Source organism: Geodermatophilus africanus (assembly GCF_900107105.1).
Taxonomy (GTDB): Bacteria; Actinomycetota; Actinomycetes; order Mycobacteriales; family Geodermatophilaceae; genus Geodermatophilus; species Geodermatophilus africanus.
In genome coordinates this window covers 263364-279541 of the sequence record NZ_FNOT01000006.1, presented here as the reverse complement: position 1 = coordinate 279541, position 16178 = coordinate 263364, and the positions used below count along the sequence as shown (strand labels likewise).

17 protein-coding genes are annotated in these 16178 nt (G+C 75.0%); 8 read left to right on the top strand and 9 right to left on the bottom strand.

Annotated features, from left to right (window positions below; all coding sequences use genetic code 11):
- Nucleotides 1–130: 130 nt before the first annotated feature.
- Nucleotides 131–1267: an EAL domain-containing protein gene (locus BLW63_RS13745; protein ID WP_091157051.1), complete on the bottom strand. Its 1137-nt coding sequence runs from the start codon at nucleotides 1265–1267 to the stop codon at nucleotides 131–133.
- Between the two features lie 232 nt (nucleotides 1268–1499).
- The gene (locus BLW63_RS13740) at nucleotides 1500–2192 is read right to left on the bottom strand and encodes a class I SAM-dependent methyltransferase (RefSeq protein WP_244522558.1); all 693 of its coding nucleotides are present in this window, start codon (nucleotides 2190–2192) and stop codon (nucleotides 1500–1502) included.
- 296 nt (nucleotides 2193–2488) lie between these two features.
- On the opposite strand from BLW63_RS13740, the gene BLW63_RS13735 reads away from it, so the two are divergent.
- The gene (locus BLW63_RS13735; protein ID WP_091157046.1) at nucleotides 2489–3544 is read left to right on the top strand and encodes a UDP-N-acetylmuramate dehydrogenase; all 1056 of its coding nucleotides are present in this window, start codon (nucleotides 2489–2491) and stop codon (nucleotides 3542–3544) included.
- A 78-nt stretch (nucleotides 3545–3622) separates the two neighbouring features.
- Here the strand turns inward: BLW63_RS13735 and BLW63_RS13730 are convergent, their stop codons facing one another.
- Nucleotides 3623–4111, bottom strand: a complete 489-nt coding sequence (locus BLW63_RS13730) for a GNAT family N-acetyltransferase (protein WP_091157042.1) — start codon at nucleotides 4109–4111, stop codon at nucleotides 3623–3625.
- Between the two features lie 185 nt (nucleotides 4112–4296).
- A complete protein-coding gene (locus BLW63_RS13725; RefSeq protein ID WP_091157037.1) occupies nucleotides 4297–5079 on the bottom strand; it encodes an SDR family oxidoreductase in 783 nt (260 codons plus the stop codon).
- A gap of 81 nt (nucleotides 5080–5160) precedes the next feature.
- Here BLW63_RS13725 and mshA point away from each other — a divergent pair, with 81 nt between their 5' ends.
- The 4 genes from mshA (at nucleotide 5161) to BLW63_RS13705 (ending at nucleotide 8415) form a co-directional block, all read left to right on the top strand.
- A complete protein-coding gene (gene mshA, locus BLW63_RS13720; RefSeq protein ID WP_091157035.1) occupies nucleotides 5161–6510 on the top strand; it encodes a D-inositol-3-phosphate glycosyltransferase in 1350 nt (449 codons plus the stop codon).
- Nucleotides 6507–7049: a type III secretion system chaperone family protein gene (locus tag BLW63_RS13715; protein WP_170856758.1), complete on the top strand. Its 543-nt coding sequence runs from the start codon at nucleotides 6507–6509 to the stop codon at nucleotides 7047–7049. The genes mshA and BLW63_RS13715 overlap by 4 nt, the downstream gene beginning before the upstream one ends.
- The gene (locus BLW63_RS13710) at nucleotides 7018–7527 is read left to right on the top strand and encodes a hypothetical protein (protein ID WP_091157030.1); all 510 of its coding nucleotides are present in this window, start codon (nucleotides 7018–7020) and stop codon (nucleotides 7525–7527) included. The genes BLW63_RS13715 and BLW63_RS13710 overlap by 32 nt, the downstream gene beginning before the upstream one ends.
- Before the next feature lie 138 nt (nucleotides 7528–7665).
- Nucleotides 7666–8415 carry a phosphoglyceromutase gene (locus BLW63_RS13705; protein ID WP_091157026.1) on the top strand — a complete coding sequence of 250 codons (750 nt, stop codon included), beginning with the start codon at nucleotides 7666–7668 and terminating at the stop codon, nucleotides 8413–8415.
- A 66-nt stretch (nucleotides 8416–8481) separates the two neighbouring features.
- Here BLW63_RS13705 and phoU read toward each other — a convergent pair whose 3' ends face one another.
- Entirely contained in the window at nucleotides 8482–9141 is a 660-nt protein-coding gene (gene phoU / locus BLW63_RS13700) for a phosphate signaling complex protein PhoU (protein WP_091157023.1), read from the bottom strand.
- A gap of 223 nt (nucleotides 9142–9364) precedes the next feature.
- Here phoU and BLW63_RS13695 point away from each other — a divergent pair, with 223 nt between their 5' ends.
- Nucleotides 9365–10594: a sensor histidine kinase gene (locus tag BLW63_RS13695; protein ID WP_091157019.1), complete on the top strand. Its 1230-nt coding sequence runs from the start codon at nucleotides 9365–9367 to the stop codon at nucleotides 10592–10594.
- A complete protein-coding gene (locus tag BLW63_RS13690; RefSeq protein ID WP_091157016.1) occupies nucleotides 10591–11271 on the top strand; it encodes a response regulator transcription factor in 681 nt (226 codons plus the stop codon). The genes BLW63_RS13695 and BLW63_RS13690 overlap by 4 nt, the downstream gene beginning before the upstream one ends.
- 146 nt (nucleotides 11272–11417) lie before the next feature.
- Here the strand turns inward: BLW63_RS13690 and BLW63_RS13685 are convergent, their stop codons facing one another.
- Together BLW63_RS13685 and BLW63_RS13680 are read right to left on the bottom strand one after the other, a co-directional pair.
- The gene (locus tag BLW63_RS13685; RefSeq protein WP_091157013.1) at nucleotides 11418–11627 is read right to left on the bottom strand and encodes a DUF3072 domain-containing protein; all 210 of its coding nucleotides are present in this window, start codon (nucleotides 11625–11627) and stop codon (nucleotides 11418–11420) included.
- A 10-nt stretch (nucleotides 11628–11637) separates the two neighbouring features.
- On the bottom strand, nucleotides 11638–11823 hold the full coding sequence (locus BLW63_RS13680; RefSeq protein ID WP_244522557.1) for a hypothetical protein: 186 nt from the start codon (nucleotides 11821–11823) through the stop codon (nucleotides 11638–11640).
- Between the two features lie 103 nt (nucleotides 11824–11926).
- Between BLW63_RS13680 and BLW63_RS13675 the strand changes: the two genes are divergently transcribed.
- Nucleotides 11927–12922 carry a helix-turn-helix domain-containing protein gene (locus BLW63_RS13675; protein ID WP_244522556.1) on the top strand — a complete coding sequence of 332 codons (996 nt, stop codon included), beginning with the start codon at nucleotides 11927–11929 and terminating at the stop codon, nucleotides 12920–12922.
- A 73-nt stretch (nucleotides 12923–12995) separates the two neighbouring features.
- On the opposite strand, the gene BLW63_RS13670 is transcribed toward BLW63_RS13675, so the two are convergent.
- Nucleotides 12996–13841, bottom strand: a complete 846-nt coding sequence (locus tag BLW63_RS13670; protein WP_091157003.1) for a class I SAM-dependent methyltransferase — start codon at nucleotides 13839–13841, stop codon at nucleotides 12996–12998.
- A gap of 80 nt (nucleotides 13842–13921) precedes the next feature.
- Nucleotides 13922–16105, bottom strand: coding sequence for a bifunctional MFS transporter/dTMP kinase (locus BLW63_RS13665; protein WP_091157001.1), 2184 nt, complete (start codon nucleotides 16103–16105; stop codon nucleotides 13922–13924).
- Nucleotides 16106–16178: the final 73 nt, after the last annotated feature.

Here is a 16178-nt window from a genome sequence, read left to right as displayed (position 1 = left end):
CTTCCCCCAGTGGATCGGTGGCGGTACGGGTCGATGATGCTCGCCGCTCCCTTCGCCGCGGCGACCGCCCCGGAGAGGGCCGGGCCCACCCCGGTCCCACGCCGGTCCCGACGGGCGCGGGCTCCCCGACCTAGTCGTCGGCGGCGAGCCGGAGCAGGAGCCGCTCCATGCGGACGACGCCGATCGCCACCCCGACGTCGTCGACGCACACGATCGGGTCGAAGCGGGAGTGCTCGGGGCGCGCCGCGGCGCGCCGGGCCACCTCCCGGACCCCCGCCAGCGCGGGGACGCGCAGGCTCACCGGGGCGATCCGGTGGCCGGGCCCGTCGTCACCCCGGCGGTGCGGCAGCAGCAGCGCCAGGGGGCGGCCCAGGGTGTCGACGCGCAGTCCCGGTTCGCCACCGGGCACGGCGCCCCCCGACGGCCCGCCCTCGACGGGCACCTGCTCGACCAGGCTGGCGACGTGCTCGACCATGTGCGCCCGCGCCGACCGGAACCGCAGCGGCGCGGCCACCCCCGGGTCGAGCCGGGGCCACGCGGGACCGGGCCGGCCGAAGAGCCAGCCCTGGCCGAGGGGTACACCCAGGCGCAGCAGAGCCTCCACCTCGCCCCAGGCCTCGATCCCCTCGGCCAGCAGCCATGCGTCGATCCGGCCGGCGAACTCGCCGAGCAGCTCGGTGAGCGCCAGCTTGACCTCGTCGCCGTCCACCCCGGCCACGATCGCGCGGTCCAGCTTGACCAGCTGCGGCTTGATGGCGGCGATCTGCTGCAGGCCGGAGTAGCCGGACCCGGCGTCGTCCACCGCTAGGAGCGCGCCCCGGCTGCGCAGCCGCTCGCGCAGCTCGATGAGCGGGTCCAGGTGGGTCACGTCCTGGTGCTCGGTCAGCTCGATGACCAGCGGGGCGAGGTCCGGGACGGCCAGCAGGGCGTCGGCCAGCTCGGGTTCGGTGAGCAGGTGGGGGCTGACGTTGACGGTGAGGAAGCAGTTGGGCGGCACCGTGGGCAACAGGTCCAGGCAACGCCGGACGACCATGCCCTCCAGGCGCGCACCGACGCCCTGGACGCCGGCAGCGGCGAACCACCGGTCGGGGGACACCCGGCTCGGCCGCCCGTCGGGCTCGGAGAAGCGTGCCAGGGTCTCGTAGCCGGCGACGACGCCGCGCTGCAGGTCGACGATCGGCTGGAACAGCAGTCGCAGCCGCGACGGGTCGGCGAGGACGGACTCCAGCCGCCGCGGCCACTCGGCCGACGCCCGCGCGGGCGTCATGGAGCGGCACCGGAGATCAGCAGGTGCATGGTGGTGCCGCAGTCCTATCTCCGCAGTCCGGCTCCGTTGCCCCGCATGTGCGGACCGTAGCGGATCGGTACCCCTCGCGCCCCTGCTCCCAGACACCCCGTTCGGCCCTCGGCGGGGCCGCGGGGAGGACCGGCAGGTCAGTCTCGTGTGTTCTACCTCACAGCACCGGGGCGCGTGCGACGGGCCCCGGGAGCGACCGTGCTCAGGCCGGGGCGACGGCCGGCCAGCGCACGGTGACCTCGCCGTGGCGCCAGCGGCGGCTGGAGCCGACGAACGGCCAGCCCTGCTCGGCGAGCGACTCGACGGCGGCAGCCCAGCGCTGCCGCGGACCGAAGGTCGACAGCCCCGCCGCCGTGGCCCACGCGACGTCCAGGGCGCGGAGGAACTCGTGCACCGGCTGGCCCGGCACGTTGCGGTGGATGAGCGCCTTCGGCAGCCGCTCGGCCAGGTCGGAGGGCCGGTCGAGGTCCGAGACGCGCGCCGCCAGGGTCAGGGTCAGCGGCCCGTCGGCGTCCAGGGCGACCCACGCCGAGCGCCGTCCCCACTCGTCGCAGGTGCCCTCCACGAGCAGCCCGCCGGGGCCCAGGCCGGCGCACATCGTCTCCCACGCCCGGGCGGCGGACTCCTCGTCGTACTGACGCAGCACGTTGAACGCCCGCACCAGCACCGGCCGCAGCCCGGCGAGTTCGAAGCCGCCCACCCGGAAGTCGACCCGTGGCGGGTCCCGGTCGGCGGCGACGGCGGCCACCCGGTCGGGGTCGATCTCCAGGCCGACCACCTCGAGGCCGTGCACCTCCGGGCCCAGCCGGTCGGCCAGCTCCAGCGTGGTGACCGCCGACGAGCCGTAGCCCAGGTCGACCACGAGCGGCCGGGCGGCGTCGCGCAGCCGGGGCACCTGCGTGGCCAGCAGCCAGCGGTCGACGCGGCGCAGCCGGTTGGCGTTGGTGGTGCCGCGGGTCGGCAGCCCCAGGGCGCGGGCCCGTCCGGCGGCCAGCCGCGGGTCGGTCTTCCTCGGGAGGCTGGCGCGGTCCTTGTGCTCACCTGCCGCGGCCCCGTCCCCGGTCCCGCCGGCCCCGTTCAGAGGCTCACCGCGAGCTTGCGAGTGGTGAGGGGGACGGGGTCCTTCTCCGAGGGGTGGGCAGGACGGGGTCCTTTCACGGTCCAGAGCGTAGTCGCGGCTAGCGTAGTGCCGTGCAGGTCCGACGGAACGCCCGCCTCGCGGAGCTGACGACCCTCGGCGTGGGAGGCCCCATCGACCGGCTGGTCGAGGTCACCGACGCCGACGAGCTGGTCGCCGCGGTCCGCGACGCCGACGCGGGCGGGCGGCCGCTGCTGGTCCTCGGCGGCGGCTCGAACCTGATCGCCCCGGACGGCGGGTGGCCCGGTGACGTGGTCGTAGTCCGCAGTCGCGGCGTCGAGCGGGACGGTGGCCGGCTGGTCGTGCAGGCCGGCGAGCCCTGGGACGACCTCGTCGCGTACACCGTCGAGCAGCGGCTGGCCGGCATGGAGGCGATGTCGGGCATCCCGGGCTCGACCGGGGCGACGCCGGTGCAGAACGTCGGCGCCTACGGCCAGGAGGTCGGCCAGGTCGTCACCGCCGTCCGCGTCTGGGACCGCGCGCGGTCGGCCGAGCAGGTGCTCGCCGCGGCGGACTGCGGGTTCGCCTACCGGGACAGCCGGCTCAAGCGCGAGCCCGGCCGGTTCGTCGTCCTCACCGTGTCCTTCGAGCTGGAGCCCGGGGAGCTGTCCCGGCCGGTGGGCTACGCGGAGCTGGCGCGCACCCTCGGCGTCGAGCTGGGGGAGCGCGCCCCGCTGGCCGACGTGCGCGCGGCGGTGCTGGAGCTGCGCCGCAGCAAGGGCATGGTCTGGGACCTCGCCGACCCCACCAGCCGCAGCGCGGGGTCGTTCTTCACCAACCCGGTCGTCCCGGTGCGGCAGGCGGTCGAGGGCTGCCCGAGCTGGCCCGCCGGCGACGGCACGGTCAAGCTCAGCGCCGCCTGGCTGGTGCAGCACGCCGGCTTCGGGCGCGGCACGCGGCACGGGCGCGTGGGGACCTCCCCCCGCCACAGCCTCGCGCTGACCACCGAGCCCGGCGCGACCGCCGAGGAGCTGCTCGCCTTCTCCGAGAAGATCATCGCCGCTGTGCAGGAGCGGTTCGGCGTCACCATGGAGCGCGAGCCGACGACGATCACACCGTCGCCCTGCCGGGCGACACCGCGGCCAGCTGCCGTCCCCGACAGGCGCTGAGCCCCGACCGTCGTTCGTCGGGGGACCCTCCGGGCCCCCGCTCCTCACGACACCGCGGCCGGCTGCCGTCCTGGGTGCTCAGGTCAGGTCGAGGTACATCACATGCAGGCCGACGTAGCCGTGCTCGGGGTGGCGGAACGCGCCGGGCACCGTGCCGACGACGACGAAGCCGAGTGACCGCCACAGCGAGACGGCGGGGGTGTTGGTCTCGACGACGGCGTTGAACTGGATGCCGCGGTAGCCGGCGTCGCGGGCCCAGCCGACCACGTGCTCGCCGAGCGCACGCCCCACCCCGCGCCCCTGCACGGCCGGGTCGACCAGGAAGCTCGCGGTCGCGACGTGCGAGCCGCGACCCGGCCGGTTCGGGCCCATCTTGGCGCTGCCGAGCACCGTGTTCCCGTCGACCGCGACCACCGTCCGCCCCGGCGGCTGCTCCATCCAGAGCGGCCGCGCGTCCGCCAGGTAGAGCCCCTCCGGGTAGGCGTAGGTCCGCCCGGCGTCGACCACGGACCGGAAGACCGGGTGGAGGGCGGGCCAGTCCCCGTCGGTCGCCTCGCGGATCAGCACCGGCCGACCGTAGGAGCGGGTGGGCCGGTGCTGCCAGCCACCCCGGGGCCGGCGGTCCCGTCCCGGGCTCCGCCGGCCCCTGCAGTGTCCCGCCGCGAGCCCGGACGGCCCCCTCGCAGGGGCCCGTCGCGAGCTTGCGAGTGGCGGGGGGCGAGGGGGCCCTTCCAGGGCGGCAGGAGGTCCTCCTACTCGCGGGCGACCTTGTGCTGGGCGGCCTGCGCCCGCGGGCGGACGACGAGCAGGTCGACGTTGACGTGGTGCGGGCGGGTCAGCGTCCAGGCGATGCAGTCGGCGACGTCCTCGGCGAGCAGCGGCTCGCGCACCCCGCGGTAGACGGCGTCGGCCTTCGCCGGGTCGCCGACCCGGTTGAGCGCGAACTCCTCGGTCCGCACCATCCCGGGCGCGATCTCGATCACCCGGACCGGGTCGTACACCAGCTCCAGGCGCAGCGTCTCGGCCAGCGTGTGCACCGCGTGCTTGGCCGCCGTGTAGGAGGCGCCACCCTCGTAGCTGACTAGCCCGGCGGTCGAGCCCACGAACAGCAGGTCGCCGGCGCCCGAGGCGATCAGCGCCGGCAGCAGCGCCCTCGTCAGCCGGACGGTGCCCAGCACGTTGACCTCCCAGGTGCGCGCCCACGAGTCCAGGTCCGCCTCGGCCACGGGCAGGGCGTCGAACGCGCCGCCGGCGTTGTTGACCAGCACGTCGACCCGGTCCAGGGCGCCGGCGAACCCGGCCACCGAGTCGGGGTCGGTGAGGTCCAGGGGCAGCGCGCGGGCGCCGATGGCGGCGGCCAGCTCGGTCAGCCGGTCCATCCGCCGGGCGCCGAGCACGACGTCGAAGCCCTCGGCCATCAGCCGCCGGGCGGTGGCCGCGCCGATGCCGCTGGAGGCGCCGGTGACGACGGCGGTCCGGCCCGCGCCGGGCAGCTCGCGGGGAGCGGATGCAGGATGGGGGGAGGGGCCGGGCATGAGACTCATCCTGGCGCTGTTGCAGACTGCGATGTCGAGCGGGTGCCTCCCGGCGCCCTGGAGCGAGGCGGGAGGTCAGGCGTGGCTGCTCGACGCCGTCCGCGCCCCGCCGCGCCCCGGCGCGTGGCCACCCTCTCGGTGCACACCAGCCCGCTCGACCAGCCCGGCGCCGGCGACGCGGGCGGCATGAACGTCTACGTCGTCGAGGTCTCCCGGCGGCTGGCCGACCGCGGCATCGCCGTCGACGTCTTCACCCGCGCCACCTCCAGCGACCTCCCGCCCGTGGTCGAGATGAGCCCCGGGGTCACCGTGCGGCACGTCAGCGCCGGCCCGTTCGAGGGCCTGGGCAAGGAGGAGCTGCCCGCGCAGCTGTGCGCCTTCACCGCGGCCGTGCTGCGCGAGGAGGCGCAGCACGAGCCGGGCCACTACGACGTCGTCCACTCGCACTACTGGCTCTCCGGCCAGGTCGGCTGGCTGGCCCGCGACCGGTGGAGCGTGCCGCTCATCCACACCGCGCACACCCTCGCCAAGGTGAAGAACGCCGCGCTGGCCACCGGCGACCGGCCCGAGCCGCGGGCCCGCGTCATCGGCGAGGAGCAGGTCGTCGCCGAGGCCGATCGGCTGGTCGCCAACACCGACGACGAGGCCCGCCAGCTGGTCGAGCACTACGGGGCCGACCCGCGGCGCACCCTCGTCGTCCCGCCCGGGGTGGACCTCGACCGGTTCACCCCCAGCGACCGGACGGCGGCCCGCCGCCGGCTCGGCGTCCCCGAGGACGCCGTCGTGTTGCTCTTCGTCGGCCGCATCCAGCCGCTCAAGGCCCCCGACCTGCTGCTCGAGGCGGCCGCGCGGATGCTCGCCGACGACCCGGGCCTGCGCGACCGGCTGCGGGTGCACGTCGTCGGCGCGCCCAGCGGCACCGGCCTGGAGGCCCCCCGCCAGCTCGAGCAGCTCGCCGCCGGGCTCGGCGTGGCCGACCTGGTCCGCTTCCTGCCGCCGGTGCACGCCGAGCTGCTCGCCGAGCACTACCGGGCCGCCGACGTCGCCGTCGTCCCCAGCCACAACGAGTCCTTCGGCCTGGTCGCCCTGGAGGCGCAGGCCTGCGGGACGCCGGTGGTCGCGGCTGCCGTCGGTGGCCTGCGCACCGCCGTCCGGGACGGTGTCTCGGGGGTGCTGGTCGAGGGCCGCGACCCCGCCGACTACGCCGCCGCCATCCGCTCGGTGCTCGCCCGCCGGGAGCTGCTGTCGGCCGGCGCGCGCCGGCACGCCGCCTCCTTCTCGTGGGAGCGCACCGTCGACAGCCTGGTCGCGGCGTACACCGCCGCCGCCGAGGAGATGGCCGTGGTCCAGGCAGCGGCCCCCGGTCTGCTGCGGCGCCCGGTCTGGGCGCTGGGCGGGGTGCGCGCGCTCGGTGCGCAGGTGGCCCGGTGAGCCGCGAGCGGACCGTCGCCGAGCTCGACGCGGTCATCGAGCAGACCCTGCGCGACAGCCAGCTGGTGCACGAGCACGCCGCGCCCGGCCGCTGGCTGGTCGACCTGCCCGGCACCAAGAAGCTCAAGACCGTCTGCGGGCTGATCGTCGGCGAGCACGCGCTGCGGGTGGAGGCCTTCGTCTGCCGCCAGCCCGACGAGAACCGCGAGCAGCTGTGGACCTACCTGCTGCAGCACAACGCCCGCATGTACGGCGTCGCGTACTCGATCGACAGCGTCGGCGACGTCTACCTGACCGGCCGGCTGCCGCACGCGGCGGTCACCGCCGACGAGCTCGACCGCGTGCTCGGCGCGGTGCTCAGCTACGCCGACGACCACTTCAACACGATGCTCGAGATCGGCTTCGGCACGTCGATCCGGCGGGAGTGGGAGTGGCGGGTCAAGCGGGGGGAGTCCCTGCGCAACCTGGAGGCCTTCGCCGACTTCGTCGACCCGGGCCGGAGGTCGCGTGCCGCCGGGACCCGGGACGACGGGGCGTGACCGCGCCCGGACCGTCGCCCGCCGAGGTGCGACCCGGCCGCGCCCGCCGTTCGTGGCGGCGGTGCACCCCACCGCCCAGGGGACGGCGCCGGCCAAGGCCCCGGCCGCGGTCGTCGTCCCGGTCCGGCTGCCGGCCCGGGAGCTGACGACCCTGCCAGCGGTTAGCGTGGCGGTGGTGCAGGAGGGTTCCGGGCAGCAGCAGCGGCAGGTCCGGGCCCTCGTGGGCCTGCTCGGCGCGACCGCGCTGGTGTACCCGCTGCTGCTCTGCGCGGTGCGGCTGACCTTCGCCCAACTGCTCGCCGTCGACCTCCGCGGCACCCTGCTCTGGCTGGCCGCCGGTGCGGCCTGCAGCGTGGCCGCCGTCGCGGCGCTGCGCTGGGGCGTCGACCGCCCCGTGCGCAGTCCGTGGCTGCTCACCGGCCTGCTGCCGCCGGTGGGGTTCGAGGCCTGGCTGCTGTGGCCGCTGCTCGTCGGGTGAGGGACCTCCCGCCCCTGCCATGAGAGGACTCCGTCCTCCCCACCCCTCGCACGCCCGGGGCGCCCTGGACGGAGCCGGCGGCGGGACCCTGCGGGTTGGCCTTGTTCCACCACCTCACCGGTCGGGCAGGATGGCGGCGTGACGCACACCCTGGTGCTGCTCCGCCACGGCGAGAGCGAGTGGAACAAGGCCAACCTGTTCACCGGCTGGGTGGACGTGCCGCTGTCGGAGAAGGGCCGCGGCGAGGCCGCCCGGGGCGGTGAGCTCCTCGCCGAGCAGGGCCTGCTGCCCGACGTGGCGCACACGTCGGTGCTCAAGCGCGCGATCTCCACCGCCGAGCTCGCGCTCGCCGCCGCCGACCGGCAGTGGATCCCGGTCAAGCGCTCGTGGCGCCTCAACGAGCGGCACTACGGCGCGCTGCAGGGCAAGGACAAGGCCGCGACGCTCGCCGAGTACGGCGAGGAGCAGTTCACCGTCTGGCGCCGGTCGTACAGCACCCCGCCGCCGCCCATCGAGGCCGGCAGCGAGTACTCCCAGGACGGCGACCCGCGCTACGCGGTGCTGCCGCCGGAGGTCCGACCGCAGACCGAGTGCCTGGCCGACGTCGTCGTCCGGATGCTGCCGTACTGGTACGACGCGATCGTGCCGGACCTGCGCGCGGGCCTGACCGTGCTCGTCGCCGCGCACGGCAACAGCCTGCGAGCGCTGGTGAAGCACCTCGACGGGATGGGCGAGGACGAGGTCGTGGGGCTCAACATCCCCACCGGCGTCCCGCTGCGCTACGACCTGGACGACGACCTGCGCCCGACGAAGCCCGGTGGCGAGTACCTCGACCCCGAGGCCGCGGCCGCCGCGATCGAGGCGGTCAGGAACCAGGGCAAGAAGTAGCCCCACGACACGACGGTGGCCCCCTCCTGAGCCGGGGGAGGGGGCCACCGTCGTGTCGTGGGACGCCTAGTCGGCGGAGGCGTGCATCTCCCGCTCGCCGGTGACCAGATAGACGACCCGCCGGGCGACGCTGACCGCGTGGTCGGCGAAGCGCTCGTAGTAGCGACCGAGCAGGGTGATGTCGATGGCCGCCTCCATCCCGTGCGGCCACTCCTTGCTGAGCAGCTCGCTGAACAGCTGCCGGTGCAGCTGGTCCATCAGGTCGTCCTCCGCCTCCAGTGCGACGGCCGCCTCGACGTCGAGCTTGGCGATGACGACCGCCGTCTGGCTCACCAGGCTCTCGGCGACGTGCCCCGCCTCGAGGAAGATCGGCCGCAGTTCCTGCGGGACCGCGTGCTCGGGGAAGCGCATCCGCGCCAGCTTGGCGACGTGGACGGCGAGGTCCCCCATGCGCTCGAGGTCGCTGATGATCCGCATCGCCGCGGTGACGGTGCGCAGGTCCGTGGCGACCGGCGCCTGGCGGGCCAGCAGGGTGAAGCACCGCTGCTCGATGCTCTCCCGCGTCGCGTCGATGTGGTCGTCACCCTGGATCACCAGGTTCGCCAGCTCGATGTCCGCGTCGAGCAGTGCCGTCGTCGCCTTGCTCATGGCCGACCCGACCGTGTTCGCCATCTCGACGAGGCAGTTGTTGATGTCGTCGAGTTCCTCGTGGTAGTGCTGCCGCACCGTCGTCCTCCTCGTCGGCCCTGCTGGCCGTGGCGCACGCTCGGGGTACCCGCTGCTCGAGGCCCCGACGGTCTCTGGACCCCGAGGGTAGGACCGTCCGTCCACCTCCTCCGGCCCCGGCGGTGAACTCGCGGGCACGGGAGCATGAACAGTCACGGTCCGAGGTGTCGCTGTCACCCGGACGGGGGGGTGTCCGGCGCGTCGTGCGGCCTAGCATCGGCGCGTGAGCTCGTCGGTCGCCCTGCTGGTCGGCCTCGTCGTCGGTGTGGTGGGTGGCGTCGTGGTCGCCTCCCTCGTCCTGCGTCCCCGCCGCCTCGAGCTCGAGCGCGCCGCCCCGTCCGACGGCGCGGCCCCCGAGGCGGTGCTGTCCCGCCGGCTGCTCGACCTGATCGACCCCGCCGTCGTCCTGCTCGACGCGGACGACGTGGTCCTGCTGGCCAACCCGGCGGCCCGCTCCCTCGGCATCGTGCGCGACACCCGGCTGCTGGTCCCCGAGCTGCTGGAGCTGGCTCGCACGGTGCGCGACGGCGGCCGGCGCCGTGCCGAGGTGTCGCTGTCCGGCTCGGTCGTCCGCGGCGGCCCACGGCAGGTCGGGGTGCTCGGCGTCCGGCTGGAACGCGGCTCCGGCCCCGCACCCGGGCCGGTGGCGCTGGTGCTGCAGGACGTGACCGAGGCCCGCCGGGTGGAGGCGGTCCGCCGGGACTTCGTCGCCAACGTCGGCCACGAGCTGAAGACCCCGGTCGGGGCGCTGTCGCTGCTCGCCGAGGCCGTCGAGGACGCCGCCGACGACCCGGAGACCGTGCGCCGCTTCGCCAGCCGCATGACGCACGAGGCCGATCGGCTGGCCCGCCTGGTCCGCGAGCTCATCGACCTGTCCCGGTTGCAGGGTGGCGAGCCGCTGCCCGAGCTGGTGCCGGTCGGCGTCGACACGGTCATCGCCGAGGCGGTCGACCGCACCAAGTTGGCCGCGACCGCCAAGCACATCGCCATCGTCTCCGGCGGAGAGCGTGGACTCGTGGTGCGCGGCGTGGAGTCGCAGCTGGCCACGGCGGTCACCAACCTGCTGGCCAACGCCGTCGCCTACAGCCCCGAGCGCACCCGGATCGCCGTCGGCGCCCGGGCCCGGGCCGGCTTTGCCGAGATCACCGTGACCGACAGCGGCATCGGCATCCCGCGCGAGGACCGTTCGCGGGTGTTCGAGCGCTTCTACCGGGTCGACCAGTCCCGGGCCACGCGCACCGGCGGCACGGGCCTCGGGCTGGCCATCGTGAAGCATGTCGCGACCAACCACGGCGGCTCGGTGACCGTGTGGAGCGAGGAGGGCCTCGGCTCCACCTTCACGCTGCGGATCCCGCTGGCCGACGCGCCCCCCACACCCCCCGGCGACGCGCCGGTCGAGCACGACCTGGCCGGCGGTCCGTCCGCCGGGAACGCCACGGAAGGACGGTCATGACCCGAGTGCTGGTCGTGGAGGACGAGGAGTCCTTCTCCGACGCGCTGTCCTACATGCTGCGGAAGGAGGGGTTCGAGCCGGTGGTGGCCGGCACCGGGCCGGACGCGCTGGCCGAGTTCGACCGCGGCGGCGCCGACATCGTGCTGCTCGACCTCATGCTGCCGGGGCTGCCCGGCACCGAGGTCTGCCGCCAGCTGCGGACCCGCAGCAGCGTGCCGATCATCATGCTGACCGCGAAGGACGCCGAGGTCGACAAGGTCGTCGGCCTGGAGCTCGGCGCCGACGACTACGTCACCAAGCCCTACTCGGCCCGCGAGCTGGTGGCCCGCATCCGCGCGGTGCTGCGCCGCCGCGGCCACGTCGAGGCGCCGGTCGAGGCGGCCCTGGAGGCCGGCCCGGTGCGCATGGACGTCGAGCGGCACGTCGTCTCGGTGGACGGCGAGCCGGTCGCGCTGCCCCTCAAGGAGTTCGACCTGCTCGAGCTGCTCATGCGCAACGCCGGGCGGGTGCTCACCCGGGTCCAGCTGATCGACCGGGTGTGGGGCGCGGACTACGTGGGCGACACCAAGACCCTCGACGTCCACGTCAAGCGGCTGCGCGCCAAGATCGAGCCGGACCCGGCCAATCCCAAGTACCTGGTGACCGTCCGGGGGCTGGGCTACAAGCTCGAGGCTTAGCTATCGGTCGGCCTACCGGCCGACACCGCGGCCAGGTGCCGTCCCCCAGCGGAGCGGAGCCCGGCCGCCGCCTCCTCGTGGACCCCTCCGGGGCCCACTCGTCGACGGCACCGCGGCCAGGTAGCCCCCGGCGCACCGGCCGGGGGCTACTGGCCCCGGCCGGTCTCGTCCTGCAGTTCGTCGATCTTGCGCGACGCGTCTGCCTTGGTGATGTCGTCAGGCACGTCCTCGCCGGCCTCGCGCGCCAGCGTGTGCAGGTAGCTCTTCTGTGCGCCGGTCGCGGGCTCGTCGCCGGTTACCCAGTCCGACGGGTCCTTCTCGGCGCTGCGGTCGTCGTTCGCAGTGGGTTCGCTCATGTGTTCGAGTCTAGGCCGGGGTGAGCTCCGCCGCAGGTCGAGCCGGGGCCGGGCGGGACGCGGCCGCCCACCGGCGGCCGGTGCGGTACACGTGCACGCGGCCGCAGGGGCACTCCACGTGCAGTGCGATGTGGGTCGGGTGGTTGACCACCGAGCGGATGCGCCGGTCGGCGACCAGCTCGTCGGTCCTCGTCACGGGGCAGGTGATCAGCAACACAGGATGAGCGTGCTCCCGCCCCATGCATCGCACGAGTGGCAGAAGTGACCGCTATCGCAGCTTTTCTGCCATGCTGTCCGGCATGACAGCCGACCGTCCCCTCGTGGTGAGCGTCGTCGTCGCCGACGGGCTCGTCGGCAGCTTCGGGCTGGGCGTCTGCGCCGAGGTCTTCGGCTACGACCGCCAGCACATGGGGCTGCCCCGGTTCGACTTCGCGCTGGTCGGCGAGGCGCCCGGCGTGATGCGCACCGACACCGGCATCCCCATCACGGTGGAGCACGGCCTGGAGCGGCTGGCCCGCTCCGACATCGTCTCGATCACCGCGTGGGAGTTGTTCGACCGCGTGCCCTCCCCGGTGCTGCTCGACGCCGTCCGCGAGGCCCACGACCGGGGTGCGATCATCGTCAGCCACTGCACGGGCGCCTTCGTGCTCGCCGAGGCCGGGCTGCTCGACGGCAAGCGGGTCACCACGCACTGGAAGTGGGCCGGCGAGCTGGCCGCCCGCTACCCCGCCGTCGACGTGGACCCCTCGGTGCTCTACGTCGACAACGGCCGGATCCTCACGGGTGCCGGGACGGCGGCCGGCGTCGACACCCTGCTGCACCTCGTGCGTCGCGAGTGGGGCGCCGCGGCCGCCAACGCGCTGGCGCGCGAGATGGTGGTGCCGCCGCACCGCGACGGCGGGCAGGCGCAGTTCATCGACGCCCCCGTCGCCGAGTGCCAGGACGACCTGCTCGGCACGGTCCTGGAGTGGGCGCAGCAGCACCTCGCCGCCGACATCAGCGTCGAGGCGCTGGCCCGGCGCGCGCTCATGAGCCCGCGCAGCTTCGCCCGCCGGTTCAAGGCGACGACCGGCACGACGCCGCACGCCTGGCTGCTCGGCCGCCGCCTCGCGGCCGCCGAGGCGCTGCTGGAGCAGAGCGACGCCCCGGTCGAGGAGATCGCGCGGCTGGTGGGCTTCGGCACCGCGGCCGGCTTCCGCGAGCAGTTCGCCCGCCGGCGTGGGGTGTCCCCGCGGGCCTACCGGCAGACGTTCCGGGCCGCGCTCGCCGCGGCGGACGACGACCAGGCGGCCTAGTGGGAGGGCCCCCTGCCCCCCACCGCTCGCAGGCTCGCGGCGGGACCCTGCAGGGGGCCGGCAGGACCCGGGACTAGCTGCCGGGGATGGGCCGGGCGACGCCCACCAGCGAGTCCAGGCGCCCGGCGTTGGCCGGGGCCAGCGGGCTGCGCACCACCCGGGTGAGCGCCAGCCCGGCCCGGGCCAGCAGCAGCGCGTGGGTGCGCGGCGTGAAGTGCCAGATGTGCTCGGTTGGCTTGAGCGTCCACCACCGGGTGCCCAGGAGTCGCGCGGGCAGCGAGGAGACGTAGGGCGTCGAGAACGCGACGACGCCGTCCTCGGCGACCAGCGAGCGCACCGACCGCCAGAACGACACCGGGTCGGGCACGTGCTCGGCGGTGTCCCAGGCGCAGACGACGTCGAAGCCGGGCTCCAGCGGCGCGTCCTCGAGCTGGCCGCAGAAGACGTCGAGCCCGAGGGTGTCCTGCGCGTGCTTGGCGCCGGTGCGGGAGAGCTCGACGCCGGACGTCGCCCACCCGGCCTCCCGCGCCGCGGCGAGGAACAGGCCGTAGCCGGCGCCGACCTCGAGCAGCCGCCCGCCCGGTGCGCCGCCGCGCTCGCGGTCGACCAGGGCGAGCCGGCCCGCCGTCCAGGTGCGCTGCAGCAGCATCGCCGGCGACCAGCGGCCCTCCGCCGAGGGGACGCCGTCGTCCGAGGACACCCCCGACCCGTAGACGCCGCCCTCGAAGTAGCCCACGTCGTCGTAGAGCTGCTGCAGCGCCTCCAGGCGCAGCCGCGGGCTGATGAAGACCAGCTCGCACTGCGGGCAGCGGACCACCCCGAACGGGGCGACATCGTGCACCAGCGTGCCCGGCACCCGGCACAGGCAGCAGATGGCGTCCTCGGTGTCCTCGGCCGTCCAGCGCGCGGGCTCCGTCACGTGTCCTCCTCGCCGGCGCTCGTCGGACCCGTGCCGACCGTGCTGTGCTGCTGGGTGACCTCGCACGCTCGGTCACGTGGTCAGCCTACGGAGCGGCCGGTCCGCTCCGCGGCAGCGGGAGAGGCCGCGCCCGGCGTCTCCGGTCCCGTCGGCACGTCGGTGGGGGGGTGGGGGGCTGACGCGGCGCTCTCGGCGGCCGGGTAGCGCGTGGCCACGAGGGTGGCCAGCCGCCGGCGGACGACGGGGGAGACCAGCCCCTCCGTGTCGCCGCTGCCCAGCAGCTCCCCGGGGACGACGACGTAGCGGTCGGGTGCGGCCTCGGCCAGGGCGAGGAAGGCGCGCCGCACCGCCTCGGCGTCCGCACCCGCGGGGGCCGAGGTGACGGGGGAGTCGACGACGACGGTCAGGTCGGGCAGCAGCCCGCGGGTGGCCCACAGCGACGTCCGGAAGATGCGGTCGCCGTCGAGGCCCTGGCCGGCGCCGTGGAAGGCGATCGAGGTGTCCACGTAGTGGGTGTTGACGACCACCCGGTTGCGCTCCAGGGCGGGGCGGACGACCGTCGCGACGTGCTGGGCGCGGTCGGCGGCGGCCAGCAGCGCGGCGGTGTGCACGGTGACCGGGCGGCCGGTGTCGTCGACGGTGGGCTCCGGCTCCGGGAAGCCGGTGCCCGAGCCGGGCAGGGCCGGGAAGAGCAGGCCGCGGACCTGCCGGCCCAGCCGGGTGTCGCTGGGCTCGGCGGTGACCTCGACCGGGCAGCCGAAGTCGCGCAGCACCTGCGCCAGGTCCGCGGTGTAGCGCCGGGTGAGCTCGCGGTCGGCCCCCTCGACGACGACGAACAGCCCGGTCCCGTGGGACGCGGCCGAGAACAGGTCCGAGCGGCCCCACAGCAGCCGCAGTACATCGCGGACGCGGGTGCGCGAACGGGCCGGCACCACCTGCCGGGTGGCGTACGCGCTGACCCCCAGGGCGAGCACACCGCCGACCAGCAGCGTCAGGCCGGGGCCGGTGAGGGTGAGCACCAGGTCGCCGAGGCGGACGTCGTGGGTGCCCAGGAGCCCGGCGAGGCCGGGACCGACTGCCACGGCGAGCAGCAGCACGATGCGCACCGAGGAGATGACGAAGGCGAAGACGCGGCCGCGCAGCCGGTCCTCCACCTCGAACCCGATGAGGGTGTAGCCGATGATCCAGCTGACGCCGGCGAACAGGCCCACGCAGAACGCCGCCGCGGTGGCCAGGACGAAGTCCCGCAGCACCGACATCACCAGTAGCGCGACGCCGGCCAGTCCGATGGCGTGGGTGAAGACGCTGCGCCGCGGCACCGTCGGCAGGATCCGCGGGCCGGCCAGCATGCCGATGGCCAGGCCGGTGAAGACCACGCCGAAGACCACCGAGTAGCCGGCGGCACCGGCGCGCAGCGTGGCCACGTACAACTGGGCGACGCCGACGGTGAGCCCGCCGGCGCCGAACGCGCCGATCACGCCGACGTAGAGAGCGCGCATGAACGGTTGCCCGCGGAGGAAGGCGACGCCCTCCACGACCAGCGAGAAGACGTTGCGCTGGCCGCCGTCCCGGTCGACCGGCGTGCCGGGGATCAACCGCCGGGAGAACAGCACGGTGGCGGCGCTCAGCCCGAAACTGCCGGCGTTGAACACGAGGGCGACGACGATCGCCGTCCGGGCCTCGCTGCCGTCGCCCTCGCCGATGAGCCGGCTCGCCGTCGACAGCAGGGCGAACAGCAGGGCGGCGACGGGGACCGCGCCGTACACGGAGAACAGCGACACCTGGTTGGCGACGGCCAGCCGTTCCCGGGGCACGATCGACACCCACATCGCCTGCTTGGCCGGGTTGGTGAACAGCCCGACCGCCTCGACGAGGAACTGGGCGACGTAGAGCCAGGTCAGCTCGTAGGTGACCGCGATCGACAGGTACAGCGTCAGCGCCAGCAGCTCGCCGACGACGACCGTCGTCCGCCGGTCCAACCGGTCGGCCAGCGCCCCGGCCAGCGGGCCCAGCAGCAGGTCGGGCAGCAACCGGGTGAGGATGACGCCGGAGATCGCCGCGCCCTGCACGGCCAGCGACTCACCGCGGGTGAGCTGCTGGGCCATCGCCGTGGTGGCCAACAGCCCCAGCCAGTCGCCGAGGCTGGAGACGGCGATCGCGGCCCACAGCCGGCGGAACACCGGGATCCGGACGAGCGCGAGGAAGGCGTTGTCGGGCCGGCCCCGGTCCGGGGCAGGGCCCGCCGTCGCGCGCTCCTCCGTCACAGTCCCCGCCGTCCGCTCGTCGTCCCGTCGGGGGGAAGGGTAGTGGCGAGAGTTGACCGGTCGGTGTCGTCGG

Excerpts from the sequence above, each read along its gene's own strand:
- BLW63_RS13675 (WP_244522556.1), top strand. The coding sequence starts at position 11,927 with ATGACAGCCGACCGTCCCCTCGTGGTGAGCGTCGTCGTCGCCGACGGG.
- BLW63_RS13745 (WP_091157051.1), bottom strand. The coding sequence starts at position 1,267 with ATGACGCCCGCGCGGGCGTCGGCCGAGTGGCCGCGGCGGCTGGAGTCC.
- BLW63_RS13725 (WP_091157037.1), bottom strand. The coding sequence starts at position 5,079 with ATGCCCGGCCCCTCCCCCCATCCTGCATCCGCTCCCCGCGAGCTGCCC.
- BLW63_RS13690 (WP_091157016.1), top strand. The coding sequence starts at position 10,591 with ATGACCCGAGTGCTGGTCGTGGAGGACGAGGAGTCCTTCTCCGACGCG.
- BLW63_RS13685 (WP_091157013.1), bottom strand. The coding sequence starts at position 11,627 with ATGAGCGAACCCACTGCGAACGACGACCGCAGCGCCGAGAAGGACCCG.